Genomic DNA, 23,172 nt, shown 5'->3' with positions numbered 1-23,172 from the left:
TCTTCCATTGCGGATTGCCGGGGGGGTGTCCCAATCAGGCGCAGCCCTGCCTTGCCCTGGGTTGGGTACCAGCACGCATGCGAGCCGGCGGTTGCACACGCACCGACAGCCTAAGAAGACACGGCACCACCCTGGACGCTAAACTCACGCCCGCCTCGGCGCCTTCCTCTGCATGCACGCCAGAGGCGCCAAGCCGGCGGCCGACGCATCGCCCGCCTGCTCCGGACGCGTCCGGGCCTATAGCTCAACGGTTAGAGCAGAGGACTCATAATCCTTTGGTTCCAGGTTCGAATCCTGGTGGGCCCACCATAAGCATCCAAATGCACTGGATGTTGTCTTCTCTTGAAAATGAGCGGACGTTGGAAGTGAATCTGACCCAGTTCTTGAGAAGTCAACCTGACCCCGTTGTTTCAGGTTCGAATCCTGGTGACCTATCAAAAAGCAGTCCAGGGTGTCCGGTTAGACCTTGGGCTGCGCCCGTTCCGGGAAGGTTGTCGAGCAACAGGCAGCAATCGTTAGGGAGCGTCGCCTTCATCTGCTGCGCCTACTGAACCCGTTGCGAGTTCAGCCATGTCGTTCGGAATGTACTTCGAGTGTGCTCGTTTCAGGTAAGCAAGCTCACTATCGGAGTCCGCCTGATAGTCGAGTTGCTGGCTGAAAAAGTTTAGCCGCGCCCGCGCGTCGTTAAGTATCTCAGACCACGTCTTCGCCCAGACTGTGATGCTCGAATCGTCGCTCTGGAAGACGACACCCTCGGGTCTATCCTTTTGCCGGCTCTTGAGCTTGGCGTACTCATCCATCTCATTGGAGACCACCATAAACGTCCATTTGGTCCGCTTTTGGTCGAAACGTGAGTCCTTGGCTACGGCAAATGCGTAGCTCTCGATCTGGGTAATGACTTCCGAGTTGATCTTCTGTTTCGGGCGCTTCAGTTCAACTACCAGGTACTCGTGGCTGCCCTGAGTTGGCTGGATGGAACGTGCCAGCATCAAGTCGATTCGCCCACCCTTGTCCTCTTCGCGCAGGACTGGGGCGTCCGATTCGTCGACGTCTTCCTCGCGCTTGCCGAGCTTGCCGATATGGATGGAAAGAGCGTCTTCCAGCGTTTTCTCAGATCCTGCTAGGTTGAAGTCCTCCTTGAAGATCCATGACTCCACCTCCAGCGCCTTGTGGAGCTGATCGCGCTCTAGAAGCTGCTTCTTGCTTTCCTTGTTGAAAAGTAGATCGCTAAGTGCTGCCACAAAGTTCAAGCGATCCGCGACGATCCTGGCCGACGTGATGATCTTGGATAGGGTCGTCTTTTGCAGAAGGGTTGCCAGGTCGTCTTGTTCCTCCTTCTTGAGGTTCAGAACTTCGTCCATGATCGTGCGAACCGAATCCGGGTTCTCGCGAATGGCCTGGGCCAGTAGCCGGAACGTGAACTTCTTGGACTTGGAGGGAGCCTCATCGAAAGAGGGTAGGTGGTCCTCGACATTCACTGCGAGGATATCAAAGACCTGACGCTCAATCTGCTCGGAGGCGTTGACCTCGGCCTTGTCCTCGTAGGGATAAATCTTCTCGTCTTTCCAGCGCTGGATCGTTTCGCTGCGGTGCTGGAGGATGCGTTGCCGGAAATGCTCGCGCACCTTGACCTTGACTGCGCCAAGGATGTCGGTCACGTCCTGGTTGAGGTCGGACAGGACAAGGGCTCCGTCCTTGTCCAGGTCGCGGAAGTGGTCCGATTTCACGTATACCGTGAAGTTGTATCCGGGCGCCTTGATCTGGGGCCCGATCGTGACTTCATGGAGGGAAACGCCGGCCTTATCGCAAAGCTCGAACACGCGGTCTGTCTGGACCGACCATTCGACGATCGTGATTGACACTGGAACGCGCTTTCCGCTTTGGAGTTCGACTTCTCCCAGATGGAAGTCTTCCTTGTAGTTCTGGACCGAAGCCGGATCTATCTTGTCCCCGTTGTAGTACAGCGTCAGACCAGGGCTTTCAGTCAGGTAGGCAGCGAACTGCTTGGTGATTTCCAATGCTGCTTTGTCGCTCGTCAGGGACGGGAAGTTGGAGTCAAGGTTCTCGATGACGACTTCGGTACCGAGGATCGTAGTCTCAGCTTCTGTTGGTTGTGAGGCGTTGAACCCTGTCAGGTGGCTCGCGCGGCCAGTAATTGTGTAGGTCTTGAATTCTCTTCCATCGAGGTAAGTGGTCCGCCACTCGACACTCTCCCCCAGGGCAAAGGCTCGGAAACGACCCTTACCGTTCTTGCCGTGGAGTGTCCGACCCTTGTGGCGGTGCGATTTGGCCTTCCATGAGTCACCCAAACCACCGAACAACGCATCGACCTTGCTTCGGTCTATGCCGTCGCCGTCGTCTGCCACACGAATGGCGTGGAGGCCATTGAGTTCGTTCGGTTCCAGAATGACCTTGACGTGCTGCGCGCCCGCGTCAAATCCATTCCAGATCAGCTCTGAGACTGCTGTGATCGGGCTGACGTTGGATGCAAGCGACTTCAAAAAGTCTGGCTTGGCCTCGATCTTGATATCCATGGATTGGTTGTCGGCCATACCGTAGAACGCTCCCCAAGTGGTAGTTCGCCGTCCTGGCCCGGACAAGCCGGCTATGTGTGTAGGGGAGGTGGCCATGGAGCGGTGAACAGGATGAGGATACCGGGAAGGGGGGTGTTTGGGCTATGCCCTTTCTGCGGACTTTGTGCTGGTGCCATCTCAAGGCCTGCGACCCGCTTCAGTCTCATCGTTGACGGCTACTCCTGCGCATAATTCGGATGTCAGGAGGCAATCGGAGCAGGAAATGAAATCGGAGACTTGGACGATCCAGTAGCTGTTCCAGGGTCGGAATACGGTGGGGGCGTCGGCCGTCCCGGTAGGCAATGCGGACGATCTGCGGCGATTCGCCGCCCCAATCACCGCAGAAAGTGCGGTGATTGTGCCAAGGAGGCCAATGAGCCCTGGCATTAGTACCGATGCAGTTGGCCGAGGACATCGCTTATTGACTTCCAGCAAATTCCACAATCGCCAGGCGCGTCAAGCGGACGTGCCTCAGGCGTTCGCCGGCTCAACCCGCCTCTGCCGCCCACTGCACCGCATCCGCCCCAGCCGGCAGATACAGCGGCGCCGACGCATCGGTCGCCGCGCGCCAGACGGCTTCGGCGACATCCTGCATGCGCGTCCCCGGGCCGGTGGATTCCGCCATCCGCGCGATGGTCTTGCGCATGAAGTCGCCATAGACCGCATCGTCCATGCCGTGCAGGCGGGTGCGCGCGGTGTCGCGAAAGCGTGTCTCGCCCGAGGACCCCGGCAGCACGAGGCGCACGCGCACGCCGAACGGTTCGACTTCGCTTGCCAGCGATTCGGTGAAGGCGTTCACCGCGGCCTTGGCCGCGCGGTAGACGCCGACCAGCGGCAGCGGCTTGTAGGTCACGCTGGAGGTGACGTTCACCACGACGCCGGCGCCGCGTGCGCGCATCTGCGGCAACACCGCCTGGGTGAGCGCCATCGTGCCGAAGGTGTTGGTGTCGAACAGGGCGCGTACGGTGTCCATGTCCGTCAACTCGAACGGGGCGGGCGCGCCGAAGCCGGCGTTGTTGACCAGCACGTCGATCGGGCCGGCCGCCGCGACGGCCGCGCGGATGCTCTGCGCGTCGGTGACGTCCAGCGGCAGCACGCGCAGCTGTGCCGACGGCGGCAACAGGTCCTCGCGCGGGGTGCGCATGGTGGCGATTACCCGCCAGTCGCGGGCGAGGAAGTAGCGTGCGGTTTCCAGGCCAAAGCCGGAGGAGCAGCCGGTGATCAGGACGGTCTTCAAGGGAATTCCTTTGCTCGTGGACGAGGAGCCACGATAGATTGCGGTCCCCGTACTCGCTACGATCCAGCGTCCTTGATTCGTTTGCGAGCGTCCAGCGATGGTGGATCCCCTGGCCGAGGTGGTCACGCTGCTGCAGCCGGCGGCCCGGTTCTCCAAGTACGTGGTCGGTGCCGGTGCCTGGCGCATCCGGCGTTCCGACGCCGGGCAGCCTTTCTACTGCGCGGTGCTGGAGGGCGGCTGCCACATGGCGCTCGATGGCGGTGCGCCGATCCTGCTGCAGCCGGGCGATTTCGTCCTGGTGCCCGCGGCTTACCGCATCACGATGTCCAGCCTGGCGCCGCACGCGGACGTGGCCGAGACGATGCCGACCGCACTGGGCAACGGCGTGTTCCGGATCGGCACGCAGGAAGGCCCGACCGACTTGCGCATCCTGGCCGGCCACTGCAGTTTCGGTTCGCCGGACGCGGCGCTGCTGGTCTCCCTGCTGCCGCAGATGGTCTATGTGCATGGCGAGCAACGGCTCGCCACGCTGGTGCAGTTGGTGAGCGAGGAGTCGCGCGAGTCGCGGCCCGCACGCGAGGTCGTGCTCGCGCGCCTGCTGGAAGTGCTGCTCATCGAGGCGTTGCGTTCGGCCGCCGGCACGGCTGCGTCGCCGGGCCTGGCGCGCGGGCTGGCCGATGCGCGCCTGGCCACGGCGATCCGCGCGATGCACGCGCAGCCCACGCGCGCATGGACGGTGGTGGCGTTGGCGAAGGAAGCCGCGTTGTCGCGCTCGGCGTTCTTCGAGCGCTTCGGCCGCACGGTAGGCATGGCGCCGATGGAATACCTGCTCGCCTGGCGCATGGCCTTGGCCAAGGACCTGCTGCGCCGCAACGAGTTCGGTATCGCCGCGATCGCCGAGCGCGTCGGCTACAGCTCCGCGAGCACCTTCAGCGTCGCGTTCGCCCGCCACGTCGGACAGCCGCCGACGCAGTACGCGCGCGCAAGCGGCCGTGGCGCTGCGCGCGGCGAGCCGTTGGTCTCCGAACAAGTCGAGGGCAGGGAGTAAGCACTCGGCGCGGCTTACCGTTTCCGCGCCGACGTTCTCGTCGGAGGCGGTGCGGGCTGCGCAAGGATCGCCCCGGTGGCCGGTTTCGGCCTGGACCTCGCTGACCACGTCCAGCAGATGACGGGCGAGTGAGGGATCGGGCGTGCCATTAGCGTGGCTCTCTGAGCCATCCATCGCGAGACGTTGAAGCTAGAGCCGCGCCCGCAGAATCGCGCTATGTGTTGAGCTGCGGAATCTGCGAGAAGGCCTCGGCGATGAAGTCCATGAAAACGGCGGCGCGCTTCGGGAGCAGGCGATTGGCCGCGTAGACGATGTGCATGGGCACGGAGGGGGCGGCGTAGGCGCCGAGCACGGTCTGGAGCCGTCCGGACTTCAGGCCGTCCTCGAACAGCCACTCCGGGCCGATGCCGATGCCGAGGCCGGCGCTGACGGATGCGCGCGAGGCCTCGGGGGAATTGACGCGGATGCGGCCGGTGACGGGAATCTCCACGTCCCTGAAGCGCCAGGTGGCGCCGGAGGCGAGCAGGGTGTAGAGCACGCACTCGTGATGGACCAGGTCCTGCGGTACCTGGGGGACGCCGCGTCTGGCCAGATAGTCGGTGCTGGCGACGCACACGCGCTTGAATGCGCCGATGCGCCGTGCGCGCAGCGCGCTGCTCTCCAGGTGGCCGATGCGGATGGCCAGCTCGGCGCCTTCGTCGAGCAGGTTGACGAAGCGGTCGTTGATCTGCAGGTCCAGTTGCATGTCCGGAAAGCGCTGCAGGAAGCCGGGAACGAGGGGCATGACGTAGGTGTGCGACAACGCCGTGGGGCATGCCACGCGCAGCAGCCCGGTCGGCTTGACGTCCGCGCGCAGGGAGGTCTCGGACTCGTCCACCGCGTCCAGGATCCGGCGGACCTCGGCATAGTAGCGCTCGCCCTCCGGGGTCAGGGCGAGCTTGCGTGTGGAGCGGTGCAACAGGCGCGTGCGCAGGTGGTCCTCCAGCGCGGCGACGTGGCGGCTGACATTGGGTTGGCCGATGCCCAGGTCGCGGCCGGCGGCGGAAAAGCTCCCGGTCTCCACGGCGCGGGCAAAGCAGGTCATCAGCAGGAAGCGGTCCACGGTCTGCCTCAATCATGCGCAATCGGCATGAATGCTATGCGCATGCGTCGGCTTATGGCAACGACGGCATAGGCGCATGCTGCGTCTCCATCGAGGGCCGGCCAGCGTGGCCGGCCCACCGCAACCACAGGAACACACCATGTCCCGTCTAGCAGGCAAGCGCACTCTCATCACCGGCGGCACCAGCGGCATCGGCCTGGAAACGGCCCGGCAGTTTCTCGCCGAGGGCGCGCGCGTCATCGTCACCGGGGTGAACCCCGACTCCATCGCCAGGGCCAAGGCCACGCTCGGCGACGAGGTGTTGGTGCTGCGCGCCGACTCGGCCAGCGTCGCGGCGCAGAAGGAGCTGGCGCAGACGATCGGCGCGCACTTCGGACAGCTCGACATCGCGTTCCTCAACGCGGGCGTGTCGGTCTGGGCGCCGGCCGAAAGCTGGACCGAGGAGGCGTTCGATGCGTCCTTCGCCGTCAACGTCAAGGGCCCGTACTTCCTCGTCCAGGCGCTGCTGCCGGTGTTCGCCGCGCCGGCATCGGTGGTGTTCAACGCCTCGGTCAACGTCCACGTGGGCATGCCGAACTCGTCGGTGTACGGCGCGACCAAGGCGGCGTTGTTGAACATGACGAAGACCCTCTCGAGCGAGTTGCTCGGGCGCGGCATCCGCTTCAATGCGGTCAGCCCCGGCCCGGTCGAGACGCCGCTGTACGACAAGTTGGGCATTCCCGAGGCGTACCGCGAGCAGGTCAACAAGGACATTGCCGCGAGCATCCCGATGGGCCGCTTCGGGACGCCGGAGGAAATCGCCAAGGCGGTGGTGTACCTGGCCTCCGACGAGTCGCGCTGGACGGTGGGCACGGAACTCATCGTCGATGGCGGCCGCACGCTGTGACCGCGGTGGTCACCGATCGCCGGCAGGCCTGGCCGGGCGCGCTGCGCCCGGCCGGGTCGCCCTCTTCGCGTTGCCTGCAGAGATCGTTATGTCGCTTCCTTCCTTGAAACTCGTCAGTCATCCGCTGTGTCCGTTCGTGCAGCGCGCGGCGATCGTTCTGCTCGAAAAGGGCGTGGCGTTCGAGCGCGTGCAGGTGGATCTGGCCGCCAAGCCGGAGTGGTTCCTGACGCTGTCGCCGACCGGCAAGGTGCCGCTGCTGCAGGTCCGGCTGCCGGGCGGCCCGGAAGTAGTCTTGTTCGAAAGCATGGCGATCTGCGAATACCTGGAAGAGACGCAGCCGGGCGCTCCGATGTTCTCGGGAGACCCGCTGGCGCGCGCCCAGCAGCGCGCCTGGGTGGAGTTCGGGACAGCGGCGCTCGGCGATGCGTGGCAGTTCCTCAATGCCAAGGATGCCGCGACCGCCGACGCCGCGCGCGTCGCATTCCGCGACAAGCTGCTGCGGCTGGAACGCCAACTGCACGACGGGCCGTATTTTATGGGACCGGCGTTTTGCATGGTCGATGCGGCGTTCGCGCCAGTCTTTCGCTATTTCGACGCGCTGCGCGCGCCGGTTTCGCGGTCGGTCTTCGAAGGCCTGCCGCGGGTGTCCTCCTGGCGGGCAGCGCTCGCGGACAGGCCGAGCGTGGTCTCCGCGGTGCCGGACGATTACGCCGACCGATTCCAGCGGCATCTCGTGTCCCAGCAAGCCTTGCTCGCGGGTGCGCTGCGCTGAGGGCGTCTTGCGCGCGGCGCTGCAGGCGCGTCTTCAGGCGCCCGTTGTCGGCACCGGGCTGTCGGATCGGCCGCTGGCTGCCGATCAGCGGCGCAGCAATCAGTGCTATCAGGCCGCGATCGCTGCGCAACCAGGCAAGCAGAGCCGCCCACTAGCCACGACAGCGGCGGACGAAGGCCGGTCGCCACGGGGCGGTGACGGTACGCTGGCAGGGCACGACACGCTGCCGGCGAGGTCGATGCGCCGCTGGATGCCGTCGGCGGCTCCGGCGCCGGCAGGTTCCTGCGTACGCATACACGCGGCGGCGCGCCGTTACCCATCTTTCCGCTCGGCTTCGATGGACGCCCCCGCGGTGGCGCCGGGCGTGACGGTGCCACCACCTAGGTGCGCTCCAGCGGCGCGCAACTCGGCGCGCTCGCGGCACTGCTGGATGCGAGCACGGTGCGCGTGGCCATCGACAGCACCTTCGCGTTGCCGCAGGCGCACAGGCGTACGAGCGCGCGGAGCAAGGACATATCCAGGGCAGATCGTGATGACGGCCGAATAGAGAGGCGCGTCGGGCCGTCAGCGCCCGCATTCATTTCTGGCCAGTGGTGCGCGCGCCGACTGCAATGGCGATGCTGTACGAGACCCGGTGTGAGATCGGTTCGCCGATGCAATGCGCGCGAACGGATGGGCTGTGTCGCGGCGCGTTCGCAACCAGCGGTGCGCGGTTCGGCAGGGGCTATCGACCCACGCCGAACCAGGCGTAGCATCGCCGCATGGCTTCGGTTCATCGGCTTCCCATTCCGGCGTTGCGCGGCCTAGTCGCCTCGGTCTGGGCGCACGACCCTGCGACCGGCCCGTCGGTGGTGCGGGCGCTTGCGCGCGAGCACGTGCTGCCGACCGGGGCCACGCATATCGCGGTGCGCGTTGGCGGCGCGCCGCTGCAGGTCTTCGACCATGCGGCCGACTTGTGCGGCCATCGCCTGGGCCATGCGGTGGCCGGTGGCGTGCGCACGGAGTACCACGTGCGCGATGTCTCGCAACCGTCGGTCTCGGTCGGCGCCATGCTGCGGCCCGGGGCGGCCGCGGTTCTGCTCGGCGTACCCGAATCCGCGCTGGCGGGGCACCACACGCCGCTGGAGTGTCTGGTGCCTGCCGGCGAGGTCGATGCGCTGCTGGCGGCGCTGCATGCCTGCCATGACGGCCCGGCGCGGCTCGCGGTCTTCGAGCGCTGGCTGGCCGGGCGTGCCGGTGGCCGGCCTGCGGCGCTGCACCCGGCGCTGGCGGGCGTTGTGCTGCGTCCCTGGCATCCAGGCATGCGCGTGGAGGCGATGGTGCGCGCCAGCGGGTTGAGCCATCGGCATTGCATTGCGTTATTTCGCCAGGCGACGGGGCTGGCGCCGAACGAGTGGTTGCGGCTGCAGCGCTTCTCGCATGCGCTCGCACTGGCCTGCGACGGGGCGCTGGGCTGGGCCGAGATCGCGGCCGCCAGTGATTTCGCGGACCAGGCGCACCTGGCGAACACCTTTCGCGCCGTGGCCGGGGTGACGCCGTCCGCCTGGCGACTGCGGGCTGACCCCGCCGCGCCGCGCCACGTGCCGCGCTGACCGCGGCGCGGGTCAAATGGCTACAAGACGCCGCGCGCGCCGGCACCCAGAATGGAGCGCATCGTCCACCTCAGGAGTCGCCATGGCCATCCACGAGCTCTATGCCTATCTGTGCGTCCGCGATGCCGCCGCGGCGATGGCGTTCTACGCCCGCGCGTTCGGCGCGCGCGAACTGTTCCGCCTCACCGAGCCCGATGGCCGCATCGGCCATGCCGAGGTGGATCTCGACGGGCACACGCTGATGCTGTCGGAAGAGTATCCAGGGATGGGGGTGCGCAGCCCGGAACATCTAGGCGCCACCCCGGTCACGCTGCACCTGCATGTAGACGATGCCGACGCGCTGGTGGCGCACGCGGTGGCCGCGGGTGCCACGCTCGAGCGCGGCATGCAGGACCACTTCTACGGCGAACGCTCGGGGACGGTGCGTGATCCGTTCGGCCACCGCTGGCTGATCGGCCATGCGATCGAGACGGTGACGCCGGAGGAAATGCAGCAGCGCTACACCGCGCTGTTCGCCGCGCCGAAAGCCTGATCGTCTCTGCCGCGCGGCATCGGTTCTCGCTGCGGCGATAAATGCGAAGAAGTCGAGGGCGTGGAGTCGGCGCTCGGCGTGGCTTACCGCTTCCGAGCCGTTGGCTTTGCCGCAGACGATGTGGGCTGCGCAAGGATCGCGCCAGTCACCAGCTCGAACAGCCGCTCCGACCGCTGCGCATGCGAGGGCTGTTCCCGCAGCCAGGCCAGCGCCGCGATCAGGTCGAACAGTTCATCGCCGTCCATGTCGGCGCGGGCTTTGCCATCCGCCTGTGCCCGCGCCAGCAGCGCGGCACCCGCGGCGCGCAGCTGCACGCAGGAGGCGTGCAGCGCGGAGGACTCGTCTTCGATGGCGGACATCATCGGGGCGAGGATGCCGCGCTGGCGATGGGTGAAGGCGATGATTTCCTCCAGCCAGGCCAGCAGGGCCTGGTCCGAGGCTGCTGCCGTGCGCAGGGTGTCGGCCTTCGCCGCCAGGTCCTCGAAGTCGGTGCGCAGCAGCGCCTCGAGCAGGGCTTCGCGGGTGGGGAAGTGGCGGTACAGGGTACCCAGGCCGACTTCGGCGCGGCGCGCGATGTCGCGTAGCGAAGCGTCCGCGCCGGTCTCGGCCAGGGCTTCGCGGGCCACGTCCAGCAGGCGTTGGTAGTTTTTCTGGGCGTCAGCGCGCATGCTGTCCTTTACAAGTGGAGCGGTGCTCCGTATATTCGGAGCACTGTTCCGATCAGGATACGCCATGCACAGTTCCGAAGAAACGCCGCGCACCATGAAAGCGGTCCGCCAGCGGGCGTTCGGCGGCCCCGAGGTGCTCCATTACGAGGACGCGCCCACGCCCGTGCTGCAGCCGGGCGAGGTGCTGATCCGGGTGCATGCGGCCGGGCTGAACCCGCCCGACCTGTATCTGCGCGAGGGCTACAGCCGCCTGCCGCCGGAATGGCGCCCGCCGGTGGCGTTCCCGTTGGTCCTGGGCACGGATGTCTCGGGCGCGATCGCGGCGGTGGCGGAGGATGTTGACGGGTTTTCGCCAGGCGACGCCGTGTACGCGATGGTGCGTTTTCCGAGCGGCTTGGCCGGTGGCAGCCAGACGTATGCGCAATACGTCGCCGCGCCTGCGTCCGAAGTCGCGCTGAAGCCAACGGGGATCGACCACGTGCACGCCGCGGGCGCGCCGATGTCGTTGCTGACGGCGTGGCAGTTCCTGATCGCGCAGGGCCACGACGTGGCCAATCCGCTGCAGCCCATGCCGCATGCGCCGGTGCCATTGCAGGGCAAGACCGTGGTGGTCAACGGGGCGGCCGGCGGCGTCGGCCACTTCGCGCTGCAACTGGCCAGGTGGCAAGGTGCGCGCGTGATCGCGGTCGCTTCCGGCAAGCACGAGGCGTTCGTGCGCGGGTTGGGCGCCGAGACCTTCATCGACTACACCAAGACGGCGCCGGAGGACGTGCTGCACGACGTGGACCTGGTGGTGGACGCGGTCGGCGGCGCCGGCGCCGGAAAGTTCCTGCCCACGCTCAAGCGTGGTGGTGCGCTGTTCCCTATTTTCCCGCTCGGCTTCGATGGGCACGATGCGGCGGCGGCACCGGGCGTGACGGTGTCCACCACGCAGGTGCGTTCCAGCGGCGCGCAACTCGGCGAACTCGCGGCACTGCTGGACGCCGGCACGGTGCGCGTGGCCATCGACAGCACCTTCGCGCTGTCGCAGGCGCGTCAGGCGCACGAGCGTGCGGAGCGTGGGCACGTCCAAGGCAAGATCGTAATGACGGTTGAGTGAGACCTGGATCGCGGCGTTGCCGCCGGCATCGAATGGCTCAGCGGCTCGGCGATGCGTCGACTGCCGAGCCGCGAACCACGTTGCCCTAATCGCTACGGGTCGTGGTATTGCCGTAGGAGTCTGTGCTGCTGCGCGTCACGCTTCCGTCGTCGCCACGGCAGGTCTTATTGCCGTACGAGTCTGAGGAGCAGCGAACTGTGTTGCCCCGGTCGTCACGGGTCGTGGTATTGCCGTAGGAGTCCGTGCTGCTGCGCGTCACGCTTCCGTCGTCACCACGGCAGGTTTTGTTGCCGTACGAGTCCGAGGAGCAGCGAATCACGTTGCCCTGGTCGTCACGGGTTGTGGTATTGCCGTAGGAGTCTTTGCTGGTGCGCGTCACGCTTCCGTCGTCGCCGCGGCACGTTGTGTTGCCGTACGAGTCCGTCGAGCAGCGTGTTGTGTCGGCAAGTGCGCTCGACGTTGCCAGCAGTCCAGTCAAAAGTGCGAGTGTGGCCATTTTCATTTGAAACCCCTGTGTGTGTGGAGCGATCCAGCGCTTGCCAGTGTAGCCGTTGATCGTCGGTCAGCCAGGGCGCTCCATCGCCTTCAATCGCTCCTCGTCGCGAGACGGCCCAGCGTCATCCTTCTTCGTATTCAACGTAACGCGATCGATGCTGGATCGCGTATCGATACGCGTACGAACTGTTGCGAAGCAGCATGCAACCTCACAAGAGGCGTGTTACATCTAACGGCGTTGGATCGATCCAAAGCCGTTGATGCAGCGCATCCTTGGGGGAACGGCAGGTAGGGATCGCGTGCTACGAGTTTGTTGACGCCTGCTCTCTGGTCCGCAAGCATCTGCGGTCGTGAAGCGGTGTTGGATGCCGACTTGAGCGGCGATCCCTCGGATCGATCCGGTCCACGTTGCGCGCTTTCATTGCGCGCCGTTGCCAACGGGGGTGCGTGGCGCCATGCGCGTCGCGAGCACAACCGACCGATCTGTTTGGGGAGCCGCCATGCCACTTCGCCCGCGCTTCGCGCACCTGCCCGAGTCTTCGCGCCGGTGGTTGGCGTCCGTCGCTGCGTCGGCGCTGTTGTGCGCCGGCACCGGCGCGGCATGCGCGGCCGATGCTGGATTCGCGTCCTCGTTCGAGCAGGGCGAACCTGCGCCTGCATCGGCCACACAGTCAGACAAGACAGGCGTCCAGGTCGCTATCGGCAACGGACCCGAACAGCCTTACGCGGCCAAGGCCGGCATGGGCTACACCGGGCTGCATGCGCTGCACTATCGCGCCACTGCGGCCGGGCACGCGCAGCTGTTTGCGGTGGATCTGCCGGTGGAGCCGGACACGGTGCTGTCGTGGATGGTGCTGCCGGAGATCGTGGATGGCGATACGGTGGCCTCGACCGGCGTGGCGGTGGATCTGCTGTTCGACGATGGGCGCCGATTGTCCGAGTTGGGCGTGGAAGATCAGCACGGTGCGCTGGTCAGTGCGGCCGGGCAGTTGGCGTCGAAGACGCTGTATCCGCAGCAGTGGGCGTTCAAGCAGGTACGGCTGGGCGAGGTTGCAGCGCTGCGCGGCAAGCGCGTTCGCGCGATCGAGCTGCAGGTACAGCCTGGCGCCGGCAAGGTGGCGTCGGGCTGGATCGACGATGTCGCGGTGCGCCGCAAGGCAGCACCGCAGGCGGCGCGGCGGCCCAGCGACGAGGTGGTGACTACGCGCGGGACGCAGTCCAATGGCACGTTCTCGCGCGGCAACAACATTCCGGCCACGGCGATGCCGCATGGCTTCAATTTCTGGGTGCCGGCGACCGATGCGGGGACGCTGAGTTGGCTGTACCGCTGGAACGAGCAGAACGGCGACGACAACCGGCCGCGGCTGCAGGCGCTGTCGATCAGCCATGAGCCCAGCCCGTGGATGGGCGATCGCCAGACCTTCCAGGTGATGCCGTCGTCCACGCGCGGCGTGCCGGAGGCGGACCGCGCGAAGCGTGCGTTGTCGTTCGGCCACGACCGCGAGGAGGCGCGCCCGCATCTGTACCGGGTGGACTTCGACAACGGTATCTGTGCGGAGCTGGCGCCGAGCGAGCGTGCCGCGATCTTCCGCTTCCGCTTTCCCGAGGGCGGCGATGCCAATCTGCTGTTCGACAATGTCGACGCGCGCGGCGGGCTGACACTGGATGCGGCGACGCAGACGTTGCGTGGCTACTCCGACACGCGCAGCGGGCTGTCCAACGGCGCCACGCGGCTGTTCGTGTATGCGCGCTTCGACCGTCCCTGGACCGCCAGTGGCAAGATCCCCACTGGGCGTCCGACCGGCTACGTGAAGTTCGCGCCGGGCGCCGATCGCACCGTGGTGATGCGCATCGCCACCTCGTTGATCTCGGTGGAGCAGGCGCAGCGCAACCTGCAGCAGGAGATCGGCGACGCCGGGTTCGAACTGGTGCGGGCGCGTGCGCAGGACGCGTGGGACGCGGTGCTGGGGCGCGTGCAGGTGCAAGGCGCCAGCCACGACCAGCGGGTCGCGCTGTACTCCAATCTGTACCGGCTGTTCCTGTATCCCAACATCGCCCACGAAAACGTCGGCGACGCAGCGCATCCGGATTGGCGGCATGCCGACCAGAACAGCTGGTCCAAGGACAACATGGGCGGCGATGCCGAGCGTACCTCTGCGCCGATCGTGCCGGGCAAGGTCTACGTCAACAACGGCTTCTGGGACACCTTCCGCACCAGTTGGCCGGCGTATGCGTTGTTCGCGCCGGAGCAGGCCGGAGCGATGATCGATGGCTTCCTTCAGCAGTACCGCGACGGCGGTTGGGTGGCGCGCTGGTCCTCGCCGGGCTATGCGGACCTGATGGTCGGCACCAGTTCCGATGTGGCCTTCGCCGATGCCTGGCTGAAGGGCGTGCACGGGTTCGACGCCCACGAGGCCTATGCGGCGGCGCTGCGCAATGCCACGGTGGTGCCGCCGGTGTCGAATGTCGGCCGCAAGGGCCTGGCCCACTCGATGTACCGCGGCTACGCGGCCAACGACGTGCACGAAGGGCTGTCGTGGACGCTGGAGGGCGCGCTCAACGATTTCGGCCTGGCGCAGATGGGGCAGGCGCTGGCGCAACAGGAAAATGATCCGCAGCAGGCGCAGCGTTACCGCGAGGAATCCGAGTACTTCCGGGCGCGGGCCACCGATTATGTGTTCCTGTTCGACCCCGCCACCCGCTTCTTCCGCGGGCGCACGCCGGCTGGCCAGTGGAGCACGCCTGCGTCGAAGTTTGATCCGCGCGTGTGGGGCGGCGACTACACCGAGGCCAATGCCTGGACCTTCGCCTTCACCACGCCGCACGACGCTGCGGGCCTGGCCACGCTGTTGGGCGGCGAGGACGCCATGGCCGCGCGGCTGGACGAGCTGTTCGCCACGCCGGAGACCGCGGAGAAGCGCTTCGCCGGCAGCTACAGCGGCGTCATCCACGAGATGACCGAGGCGCGCGACGTGCGCATGGGCATGTACGCGCACAGCAACCAGCCCTCGCACCATCTGCCGTGGATGTACGTGGCGGCGGGACAGCCGTGGAAGACCCAGCGCCTCACCCGCGAGGTGCTGCGCCGGCTGTACCTGGGCAGCGAGATCGGCCAGGGCTATCCGGGCGACGAGGACAACGGCGAGATGTCGGCGTGGTACCTGTTCGCCATGCTCGGGCTGTATCCGCTGCGGATGGGCGCGCCGGAGTACGTGATCGGCTCGCCGGCGTTCCCGCGGGCCGAGGTCGATCTCGGCAAGGGCCGCAAGCTGGTGGTGATCGCGCGCAACAACAATGCGCGCAACGTGTACGTGCAGTCGCTCACGCTCAACGGCAAGCCGTGGAACAAGGCCTGGCTGCGCCAACAGGACATCGCCGGCGGCGCCACGCTGGAGTTCGTGATGGGCGCGACGCCGTCGCGCTGGGGCAGCGGCGCGGACACGTTGCCGCCATCGTTGACCCCGTCGGGCAGCGCGCCGCAGGGACTGGAGGATGTGGCGTCGCAGGCCGTTGCGGTGTCGCTGGAGGGACAGCCCAAGGCCACGGTCTTGATCGACGACGATGCGACGACGGCGCTGCCGCTGCCGGTAGGTGCCAGCGTCGATCTGCGCTTCGCGACGCCGCAGCGCGCCACGCACTACACGCTGACCAGCGGCGACGCCGCGTTGTCCGGCCTGGCATGGACGCTGGAGGGCCGCGGCGCCGACGGCGCATGGACCACGCTGGATCATCGACGCGCGCAGGCCTTCGCCTGGGCGCGGCAACTGCGGCCGTTCCGCATTGCCAAGCCTGGCGCCTACAGCGCGTACCGCCTGCGCCTGGATGCGGGCGAAGGCGTTTCGCTGGCCGAGATCGAGCTGCTGAAGCCGGTGACGCGGCAGGCCGCGCCGTGAGGCAGCGGCGACGCAGCGTACGCGTGCTGTTGCGCGCACGTTGCGGTGGACACGTCCTGCCCTAGACCTGTTGCGCGGCAGCATGCGTTGCGAGGAACGCTGTGGTACTTAAGTTTTCCGCTGCATTAGAACGATCCAATTCAGTTGGTGCAGGACAGAGGGGGGAACAACCGCAAGGCCGGCTCGCCGCAATGGCGCCGGATGTTTTCTACAGCGACGCGGAGGCTGCTCGATCCATGGATTGCGCGGTGGCCGTACTCGCGCAGCCGATCAATCTTTGGGAGAGGATGATTGAAATGAAGTGCATGCCATCCGCGCGCAAGCGCAGCACGCTGTCCGCCGGTATCGCCATCGCGCTGTGCGCGACCGCTGCCTCCACCACCGCGTTCGCCCAGCAGGCCGACACCGCGCCGGCGCCCTCCGGTCAGGCCGAACTGGAGGCCAAGAATCTGGATGCGGTGACGGTGACCGGCTACCGCTACGCGATCGAGAAGAGCCTGGAGCAGAAGCGCAACGCCAATGCCGTGGTCGATGTGATCACCGCCGAGGACGTGGGCAAGTTCCCCGACAAGAACGTGGCCGACGCGCTGCAGCGCGTGCCCGGTGTGGTCATCAGCCGCGACGGCGGCGAGGGCAAGAACGTCAGCGTGCGCGGCCTGTCCTCGGAGCTGGTGCTCACCGAATTGAACGGCAACTACATCGCCACCGCCGAGTCCAACGGCGACCCGACGCGCTCGTTCAACTACACGCTGCTGCCCTCGAACCTGCTGGGCAGCGCGGAACTGTACAAGACGCCGGAAGCGCGTATCGACGAAGGCGGCATCGGTGGCACGGTGATCCTGCAGACGCGGCGTCCTTTGGAGCTGGAGCCCAATTCCGGCTTCGTCTCCGCCGAGGGCGTGTGGTCGGATACCAGCAAGAAGACCGACGGCCAGTTCTCCGGCTCGTACTCGTGGCACGACAAGGACAACCGCTTCGGCGTGTTCGTCGGCTACACGCAGCAGAAGCGCACTGCGCGCACGCTGAATGCCAGCACCGAGAGTTGGCAGTGGTACGGCCGCGACGAAGGCGGCCCGGCGGTCGACGTGAATGGCAATCCGTCGGACTTCAATTCGAACTGGTGGGGCGGCACCGGCTTCTGGGACCAGAACGGCAAGTACTACACCCGCTTCATGATGCCAACGGCGGTCAGCCTGGACGTCAAGCAGGAGGAGCGCGAACGCAAGGGCGGCCAACTGACCTTCCAGTTCAAGCCCACCGACGACCTGACCCTGACCGCGAACTACTTCCGCTTCGACCTGTCGCAGAACTCGCAGACCAACACCATCAAGATTCCCGAGTGGAACATCGCGCGCTATTACGGTGACGGCAACTGGCGCGGCGGCCGCCTGCTCGACGGGCTGCGCTTCGATCCCAGCGGCACCATCGTCACCGGTGCCGACTACAGCCTGCATCCGGGCAAGGCGTATTACTGCAGCGAGGCGCAGGCCGCTGCGGCTGGCCTGCCGCCCGGCGGCTGGGGCTCGGACGACTGCACGGTGCCGACGCCGCAGATTACCGGCAGCTACAACATCGAGAAGTCGCTGTCGCAGACGGTGGACCTGGGCGGCGAATGGCGTGGCGAGAAGGTGGACGTGTCGTTCAAGGCCGGCCGCACCTGGGCCAAGGGTGGGCCGGAGCTGCAGTTCTCCCTGCCGATCAAGCCGCGCCGCCAGAACGCCGACGGCAGCTGGAGCAACGGCAACTTCGCCAGCGCCTGGGACCTGACCGGCACGCCGTCCATGACGTTCTCGCCGGAGCTGATGCAGAACCTGCGCGACGGCCTCCTGCAGGTCGACCTGGGTTCGACCAGTTCGTCCTGGACCCGCAACACCAACCAGCAGCAGTACGCGCAGATCGATACCACCTGGCACATCGACGGCGATTTCTTCGACTCGCTACAGTTCGGCCTCAAGCGCCGCGACGGCGGCGTCCATCGCAACACCGGCAACAATTATTGGGTGTGCCCGGGCACCGACCCCAGCGACTACAACAACCGTTACTGGAACGGGCGCTGCAACGCGCTGGCCACGCAGTTCTCGCCGGATCTGTTGTTTTCCATGAACAACCTCGCCGGCGGGGTGAGATCCAGCGCGTTCCCGGCGATCAACTTCCCCGGCTACATCGGCTACTTGAACAACACCTACGGCGCGATGCAGACCCGTAGCGAAGACAACTTCGTCTACAACGTCGACGAGAAGATCTACTCCACCTACCTGCAGCTCAACTTCCACACCGAGCGCCTGCGCGGCAACGTCGGCGTGCGCGTGGCGCGCACCGGCCAGCATGCCGATTCCACCGACAAGGTGACCGCGTACAACGACTACTTCTTCGACGGCGCCGACGGCAACCCGCTGGCCTGCCAGCAGGGCGCTGCCATGCCCACCGGCGCGCCGGCCGATACCTACTGCGGCACCGAGGGCTACTGGCGCTTGTCGGACACGCAGCAGCGTAACGAGTCGTTCGTGGTCAGCGGCCTGGACCGCAACTACACCGACGTGCTGCCGAGCTTCAACCTGGCCTATGACTTGACCGAGAACCTGCTGCTGCGCGCTGCTGCATCGAAGGTGATCGCACGGCCCAGCTACAACGACATCGCCGCGCCGGGCAGCCTGGAGTACTACAGCCCCGAGTACGTGGCCGACCGGCGCCTGACCGGCGGCGCCAGCGAGCAGGGCTGGTACGGCTCGGGCAGCAACAAGAACCTGCAGCCATACAAGGCCACCCAGTTCGACCTGGGGCTGGAGTGGTACTTCCAGCCGGGCTCGGTGGCGGGCGTGGGGCTGTTCCGCAAGAACGTGGAGAACTTCGCTGTCGACGTGGTCAGCGACGTGAACATGATGATCAATGGGCAGGCGGTCACGGTGCAGAACTACAGCACCCAGGCAGGGGGCCAGGATGCGGTCTCGCAGGGCGTGGAGCTGTACGCGCAGCACACGCTGCCGTCCGGCCTCGGCGTGCAGTTCAACTACACCTACAACGATGCCAGCAAGGCGGCGGTGCGGCTGGAGGATGGCACCGAGGTCGGCAAGACCTCCATGCCCGGCAGCGCCAAGAACCAGACCAACCTCACCGTGTTCTACGAGACCGACCGCCTGCTGCTGCGCGCCTCGTACAACCGTCGCGGCGAGCTGGTGCAGGGCCTGGTCAACGGGCTGAACGTCTACGAGGAGCCGTACTACCAGATCGATGTGAACGCGGCATACAACATCACCCCGGCGCTCAGCCTCACCGCCTCGGTGCTGAATCTGACCAAGCAGGAGTCGCGCCAGCACCTGGGCGACGATACCCGGGCACGCTTCTACACAGGTGGCTACGCAGGCCGGTTGGCGTACCTTGGGTTGACCTACAAGTTCTAGGCTGCAGTGTGTCGTGCCCATGCCTGCCGCGCGGCGAACAGCATGGGCGCGACGGTCCGGCGACGGCCGGGCTACCGTTTTCGCCGTCCACGACTGCGCCGTCGCGTTTACGCAGCCATTCACCACAGGATCCCATCGCATGACGTCGTCCCTGCTGCCTTGCGTGCTGCGCACGTTCGCCCTTTCTTTGCTGCTGGCCACGCCGGCGCTTGCCGCCGCGCCGCGGCCCAGTGCCGAGGTCAACACCTTCATCGGCAGCAAGGACGACGGCAACACCTTTCCCGGTGCGTCCGCCCCGTTCGGGATGATCCAGGTCAGCCCGATCGGTGCGCACTACGCCGGCTGGCGCTACGACGACCCGCAGATCCGCGGCTTCGGCCATTCCTTCCTGTCCGGCGCCGGCTGCTGGGAGCAGGGCGGGCAGGTCTCGGTGCTGCCGGTGACCGGGCGCATCGGTCCCGGCGGCGATTTCGATACAGGCGATCCCAAGGCGTTCGACCATACCCGCTACGGCGCGCGCTACCAGCACGACGGCGAGCGCGGCCAGGCCGGCTACTACAAGGTGCGGCTGACCGATTACGGCGGCATCGACGCCGAAGCCACTGCGCTGACCCGCGCCGCGGCCGAGCGCTATACCTTTTCCACCTCGGGCGACGGCCACGTGCTGGTCAACATCGGCCAGGCCAACGCCCGCCACACGGTCACCGGCAGCACCCTGAGCGTGGTCGGCGACCGTGTGGTGGAAGGCAAGCTGGTCACCCAGAGCTTCTGCGGCGGCCACCAGTACACCACCTGGTTCCGCCTGGAGTTCGACCGCCCGTTCAAGGCTTTCGGCACCTGGGGCGAGGCCGGCGGCGTGCCGGGATCGCGCCATGGCATGGAGGGCGAGGGCAAGCCCAGCGGCGCGTGGCTCAGCTTCGACTTGAGCAAGGGCCGTGCGGTCACCGCCATCTCGGCGATCTCGCACGTGGATGCCGAGGGCGCGCGCAACAACCTACGCAGCGAGGGCATGGCCAATGGCCGCCTGCTCGGCTTCGACGCCATGCGCGCCCGCGCGCAGCAGGCCTGGGACAAGGAACTGGCCAGCGTGCGCGTGCGCGGCGGCAGCGGCGACGACCGCGTGGTGTTCTACACCGCGCTGTACCACTCTCTGTTGCAGCCGCTGACCGGCAGCGACGCCGATGGCCGTTACCGCGGCTATGACGACGGCATCCACCACGCCGACGGCTGGACGTACCACGAGTTCTTCTCGCTGTGGGACACCTACCGCGCGCAGAACCAGTTGCTGGCCCTGCTCAAGCCGCAGCGCGCCGCGGACATCGGCCGTTCGATCCTGGCGATCAACGCGCAAGGCGGTTGGCTGCCGCGCTGGGGCTATGCCAACTTCGAGAGCAACGTGATGACCGGCGATCCGGTCACGCCGTTCCTGGTCGACCTGTGGCGCTTCGGCGCGCTGCAGGGCCGCGAGGCCGAGGCCTACGCGGCGCTGCGCCGCAACGCCTTCGAGATGCCGCCGTTGAATTCGCGGCACGCCGGGCGGTCCGGCAACGCCAACTACCTGGCGCAGGGTTTCGTGCAGTACGACCGCGCGTTCCCGTCCAAGGGCATGGACGTCGACCCGCACCATGGCGGCTCGGCAACGCTGGAGTACGCGCTGGCCGACTGCGCGCTGTCGACGATGGCCGGCGCACTGGGCCACGCCGAGGACGCGGCGGTGCTGAACCGACGCGGGCGCAACTGGCGGACGGTGTGGGATCCGTCGGTGCGTGACACGGACACCGGCTTCACCGGCTTCCCGCGGCCGCGCACCGAAGATGGCGCGTGGTACACGCCGTCGGATGGCCATTACGATCCGCGCTCGCAGCATGGCTTCCACGAAGGCACGGCCTGGCAGTACCAGTGGCTGGCGCAGCAGGACGTGCCGGGCCTGGTGCAGGCGATGCACGGGCCCGAGCAGGCGGCGCGCCGCCTGGACGCGTTCTTCGCCTACGACGCGCTGCTGGCCGACCCGGCCGGCGCTGCGCGCAAGGAATGGGTGGTGGGGCCATACAGCTACTACAGCCAGTTCCGCTACAACCCGAACAACGAGCCCGACCTGCACGCGCCATGGATGTACACGCTGATCGGCCAGCCGTGGAAGACCAGCACCGTGCTGCATGCGGCGCAGACGTTGTTCACCAATGCGCCGAACGGCGTCACCGGCAACGACGACCTGGGCACGATGTCGGCGTGGTATCTGTTCAGCGCCATGGGCCTGTATCCGGCGGTGTCGGGCACCGGGCAGTTCCTGCTGCACGCGCCGCGCTTCTCGCGCGTCGAACTGGACGTGGGGCCGGGCCGCACGCTGCGCATCGACGCGCCGCAGGCCGGCGATGGCAAGCTGCGCTACGTCGGTGGCGTGTCGCTGGATGGCCGCGCGCACGCGCCGGTGTGGCTGGACTGGTCGCAGTTGCGTCAAGGCGGCCGCCTGCGTTTCGACCTGCGCGATGCGCCGCAGCCGCAGGGTTGGGGGACCCAGCCGCAGGATCTGCCGGTGTCGCCATGCGCGGCGCCGCCATCCGCTGCCAGCCTGGGCTGGCGCTGAGTCCGTGCCGTCTCGCGGCAGGCGCGCGCAGCCGATGGTTTAGGCTGGGCGCCTCGCCCGAAGGGAATCGATCCGATGCGCCAGAAGCGTCCACCCGGAACCGGATCCGCAGGCTCCAACGCTGCCAAGGTCGCCGCGCGCAAGGCGGCGCCGGTTGCGGCGGAGCATGCGGACAAGGCGAAAAAGGCCGCAAAGACCGCACCGGTCGCCGCCGCGCGCGACCGTCAGCGGGTAGTGACCGTCACCGACATCGCCGAGGCGGTCGGCGTCTCGCGCGCCACCGTCTCGCTGGTGCTGCGCGGCAGCCCGCTGGTGCATGCCGACACCCGCGCGCGGGTGGAAGCGGAACTGAAACGGCAGCGCTACGTCTACAACCGCGGCGCCGCCAACCTGCGCCGCCGCACCTCGACCTGCGTGGCCCTGGTCATCAACGACCTGGCCAATCCGTTCTTCGCCGAATTCGCCGCTGGCGTGGACGAGGCACTGGGCGAGCAGGGCTACGTGACCCTGCTCGGCAGCACCGGCGAATCGCCTGCGCGGCAGCAGGCGGTGCTGGGCTCGCTGATGGAACACACCCCGGCCGGGGTGATCCTGTCGCCGGCCGAGGGCAGCGACGCCGCCGAACTGCACACCGTGCTCGATGCGCGCGCGAACGTGCTGCTGTTCAATCGCGAACTGGCCGGTGCCGACGACTGGGGCTTCCTCGGCCTGGACAACCAGCGCGGTGCGCAACTGGCCACCGAGCATCTGATCGCGCTCGGCCACCGTCGTATCGCGTTCTACGGCGGCCATGCCGATTCCAGTTCCTGCCGGCAGCGCCGCGCCGGCCACGCGCAGGCGATGCGGCAGGCCAAGCTGCCGGTCGACCCGGCGTGGCTGATCGAGTCGGCACCCAATCGCCTTGAAGCGGCCGCACGCCACGGTGAACTGTTCGCTCACGACGCGCCGCCCACCGCGGCGGTCTGCTACAACGACACGGTCGGGCTGGGCCTGATGCTGGGCCTGCTCGCGCGCGGCATCCGTCCGGGCCTGGACTTCGCGATCACCGGTTTCGACGACATCCCCGAGGCCGCGGTGAGCACGCCCGCGCTGACCACACTCGCTGCGCAACCACGCGCCCGCGGCCGCCAGGCGGCGCAGCTGGTGCTCGCACAACGGGAGGCAGGCGCCGCACCACGCAGCACCATCGCGCCAGTGACGTTGTGCGTACGCGAGAGCAGCGGCGTGCGGATCGCGCCGAAGAGGCGCTAGCCGATCGCGACACCCTCTAGACGTGGAGGGGCAGATAGTGGG

The 23,172-nt window shown here is 67.1% G+C and carries 14 protein-coding genes and 1 tRNA gene; 11 read left to right on the top strand and 4 right to left on the bottom strand.

From position 1 onward, the window contains the following. Positions 1-233 precede the first annotated feature (233 nt). A tRNA-Ile gene (locus GGR66_RS03890) sits at positions 234-309 on the top strand. A gap of 206 nt (positions 310-515) precedes the next feature. Here the strand turns inward: GGR66_RS03890 and GGR66_RS03885 are convergent. Further along, a complete protein-coding gene (locus tag GGR66_RS03885) occupies positions 516-2,534 on the bottom strand; it encodes an ATP-binding protein (RefSeq protein WP_184447273.1) in 2,019 nt (672 codons plus the stop codon). A gap of 526 nt (positions 2,535-3,060) precedes the next feature. Continuing rightward, positions 3,061-3,810, bottom strand: a complete 750-nt coding sequence (locus tag GGR66_RS03880; RefSeq protein WP_184447272.1) for an SDR family oxidoreductase — start codon at positions 3,808-3,810, stop codon at positions 3,061-3,063. 97 nt (positions 3,811-3,907) lie between these two features. On the opposite strand from GGR66_RS03880, the gene GGR66_RS03875 reads away from it, so the two are divergent. Next, positions 3,908-4,858, top strand: coding sequence for an AraC family transcriptional regulator (locus tag GGR66_RS03875; protein ID WP_184447271.1), 951 nt, complete (start codon positions 3,908-3,910; stop codon positions 4,856-4,858). Positions 4,859-5,072: 214 nt separating this feature from the next. On the opposite strand, the gene GGR66_RS03870 is transcribed toward GGR66_RS03875, so the two are convergent. Then, positions 5,073-5,960, bottom strand: a complete 888-nt coding sequence (locus GGR66_RS03870) for a LysR family transcriptional regulator (RefSeq protein ID WP_326520921.1) — start codon at positions 5,958-5,960, stop codon at positions 5,073-5,075. Between the two features lie 139 nt (positions 5,961-6,099). Between GGR66_RS03870 and GGR66_RS03865 the strand changes: the two genes are divergently transcribed. From GGR66_RS03865 to GGR66_RS03850, 4 genes are all read left to right on the top strand, one after another. Beyond that, positions 6,100-6,846 carry an SDR family oxidoreductase gene (locus tag GGR66_RS03865; protein WP_160966010.1) on the top strand — a complete coding sequence of 249 codons (747 nt, stop codon included), beginning with the start codon at positions 6,100-6,102 and terminating at the stop codon, positions 6,844-6,846. Between the two features lie 88 nt (positions 6,847-6,934). Continuing rightward, the gene (locus GGR66_RS03860) at positions 6,935-7,618 is read left to right on the top strand and encodes a glutathione S-transferase family protein (RefSeq protein WP_184447270.1); all 684 of its coding nucleotides are present in this window, start codon (positions 6,935-6,937) and stop codon (positions 7,616-7,618) included. A 761-nt stretch (positions 7,619-8,379) separates the two neighbouring features. Next, on the top strand, positions 8,380-9,210 hold the full coding sequence (locus GGR66_RS03855; protein WP_184447269.1) for an AraC family transcriptional regulator: 831 nt from the start codon (positions 8,380-8,382) through the stop codon (positions 9,208-9,210). Between the two features lie 82 nt (positions 9,211-9,292). Then, positions 9,293-9,742 carry a VOC family protein gene (locus GGR66_RS03850; RefSeq protein ID WP_184447268.1) on the top strand — a complete coding sequence of 150 codons (450 nt, stop codon included), beginning with the start codon at positions 9,293-9,295 and terminating at the stop codon, positions 9,740-9,742. Positions 9,743-9,825: 83 nt separating this feature from the next. On the opposite strand, the gene GGR66_RS03845 is transcribed toward GGR66_RS03850, so the two are convergent. Further along, positions 9,826-10,410: a TetR/AcrR family transcriptional regulator gene (locus tag GGR66_RS03845; protein WP_184447267.1), complete on the bottom strand. Its 585-nt coding sequence runs from the start codon at positions 10,408-10,410 to the stop codon at positions 9,826-9,828. A gap of 64 nt (positions 10,411-10,474) precedes the next feature. Here GGR66_RS03845 and GGR66_RS03840 point away from each other — a divergent pair, with 64 nt between their 5' ends. The 5 genes from GGR66_RS03840 to GGR66_RS03820 all read left to right on the top strand — a co-directional run bounded on the left by GGR66_RS03840 (position 10,475) and on the right by GGR66_RS03820 (position 23,130). Then, on the top strand, positions 10,475-11,509 hold the full coding sequence (locus GGR66_RS03840) for an NADP-dependent oxidoreductase (RefSeq protein WP_184447266.1): 1,035 nt from the start codon (positions 10,475-10,477) through the stop codon (positions 11,507-11,509). Between the two features lie 995 nt (positions 11,510-12,504). After that, on the top strand, positions 12,505-15,897 hold the full coding sequence (locus GGR66_RS03835; protein ID WP_255421561.1) for a GH92 family glycosyl hydrolase: 3,393 nt from the start codon (positions 12,505-12,507) through the stop codon (positions 15,895-15,897). A 236-nt stretch (positions 15,898-16,133) separates the two neighbouring features. Then, positions 16,134-19,295: a TonB-dependent receptor gene (locus GGR66_RS03830; RefSeq protein WP_184447265.1), complete on the top strand. Its 3,162-nt coding sequence runs from the start codon at positions 16,134-16,136 to the stop codon at positions 19,293-19,295. Positions 19,296-19,434: 139 nt separating this feature from the next. Then, positions 19,435-21,879 carry a GH92 family glycosyl hydrolase gene (locus GGR66_RS03825; RefSeq protein WP_184447264.1) on the top strand — a complete coding sequence of 815 codons (2,445 nt, stop codon included), beginning with the start codon at positions 19,435-19,437 and terminating at the stop codon, positions 21,877-21,879. 75 nt (positions 21,880-21,954) lie between these two features. Next, entirely contained in the window at positions 21,955-23,130 is a 1,176-nt protein-coding gene (locus GGR66_RS03820; RefSeq protein WP_221236322.1) for a LacI family DNA-binding transcriptional regulator, read from the top strand. Positions 23,131-23,172: the final 42 nt, after the last annotated feature.

The organism is Xanthomonas sp. 3498, from assembly GCF_014199795.1.
GTDB lineage: Bacteria > Pseudomonadota > Gammaproteobacteria > Xanthomonadales > Xanthomonadaceae > Xanthomonas_A > Xanthomonas_A rydalmerensis.
Note: the sequence above shows the minus strand (reverse complement) of the source record. Positions and strands in the feature narration are given on the sequence as shown.

Coding starts and splice junctions, on each gene's coding strand:
- GGR66_RS03885 (WP_184447273.1), bottom strand. CDS start 2,534: ATGGATATCAAGATCGAGGCCAAGCCAGACTTTTTGAAGTCGCTTGCA.
- GGR66_RS03875 (WP_184447271.1), top strand. CDS start 3,908: ATGGTGGATCCCCTGGCCGAGGTGGTCACGCTGCTGCAGCCGGCGGCC.
- GGR66_RS03865 (WP_160966010.1), top strand. CDS start 6,100: ATGTCCCGTCTAGCAGGCAAGCGCACTCTCATCACCGGCGGCACCAGC.
- GGR66_RS03860 (WP_184447270.1), top strand. CDS start 6,935: ATGTCGCTTCCTTCCTTGAAACTCGTCAGTCATCCGCTGTGTCCGTTC.
- GGR66_RS03855 (WP_184447269.1), top strand. CDS start 8,380: ATGGCTTCGGTTCATCGGCTTCCCATTCCGGCGTTGCGCGGCCTAGTC.
- GGR66_RS03850 (WP_184447268.1), top strand. CDS start 9,293: ATGGCCATCCACGAGCTCTATGCCTATCTGTGCGTCCGCGATGCCGCC.
- GGR66_RS03845 (WP_184447267.1), bottom strand. CDS start 10,410: ATGCGCGCTGACGCCCAGAAAAACTACCAACGCCTGCTGGACGTGGCC.
- GGR66_RS03840 (WP_184447266.1), top strand. CDS start 10,475: ATGCACAGTTCCGAAGAAACGCCGCGCACCATGAAAGCGGTCCGCCAG.
- GGR66_RS03835 (WP_255421561.1), top strand. CDS start 12,505: ATGCCACTTCGCCCGCGCTTCGCGCACCTGCCCGAGTCTTCGCGCCGG.
- GGR66_RS03830 (WP_184447265.1), top strand. CDS start 16,134: ATGGATTGCGCGGTGGCCGTACTCGCGCAGCCGATCAATCTTTGGGAG.
- GGR66_RS03825 (WP_184447264.1), top strand. CDS start 19,435: ATGACGTCGTCCCTGCTGCCTTGCGTGCTGCGCACGTTCGCCCTTTCT.
- GGR66_RS03820 (WP_221236322.1), top strand. CDS start 21,955: ATGCGCCAGAAGCGTCCACCCGGAACCGGATCCGCAGGCTCCAACGCT.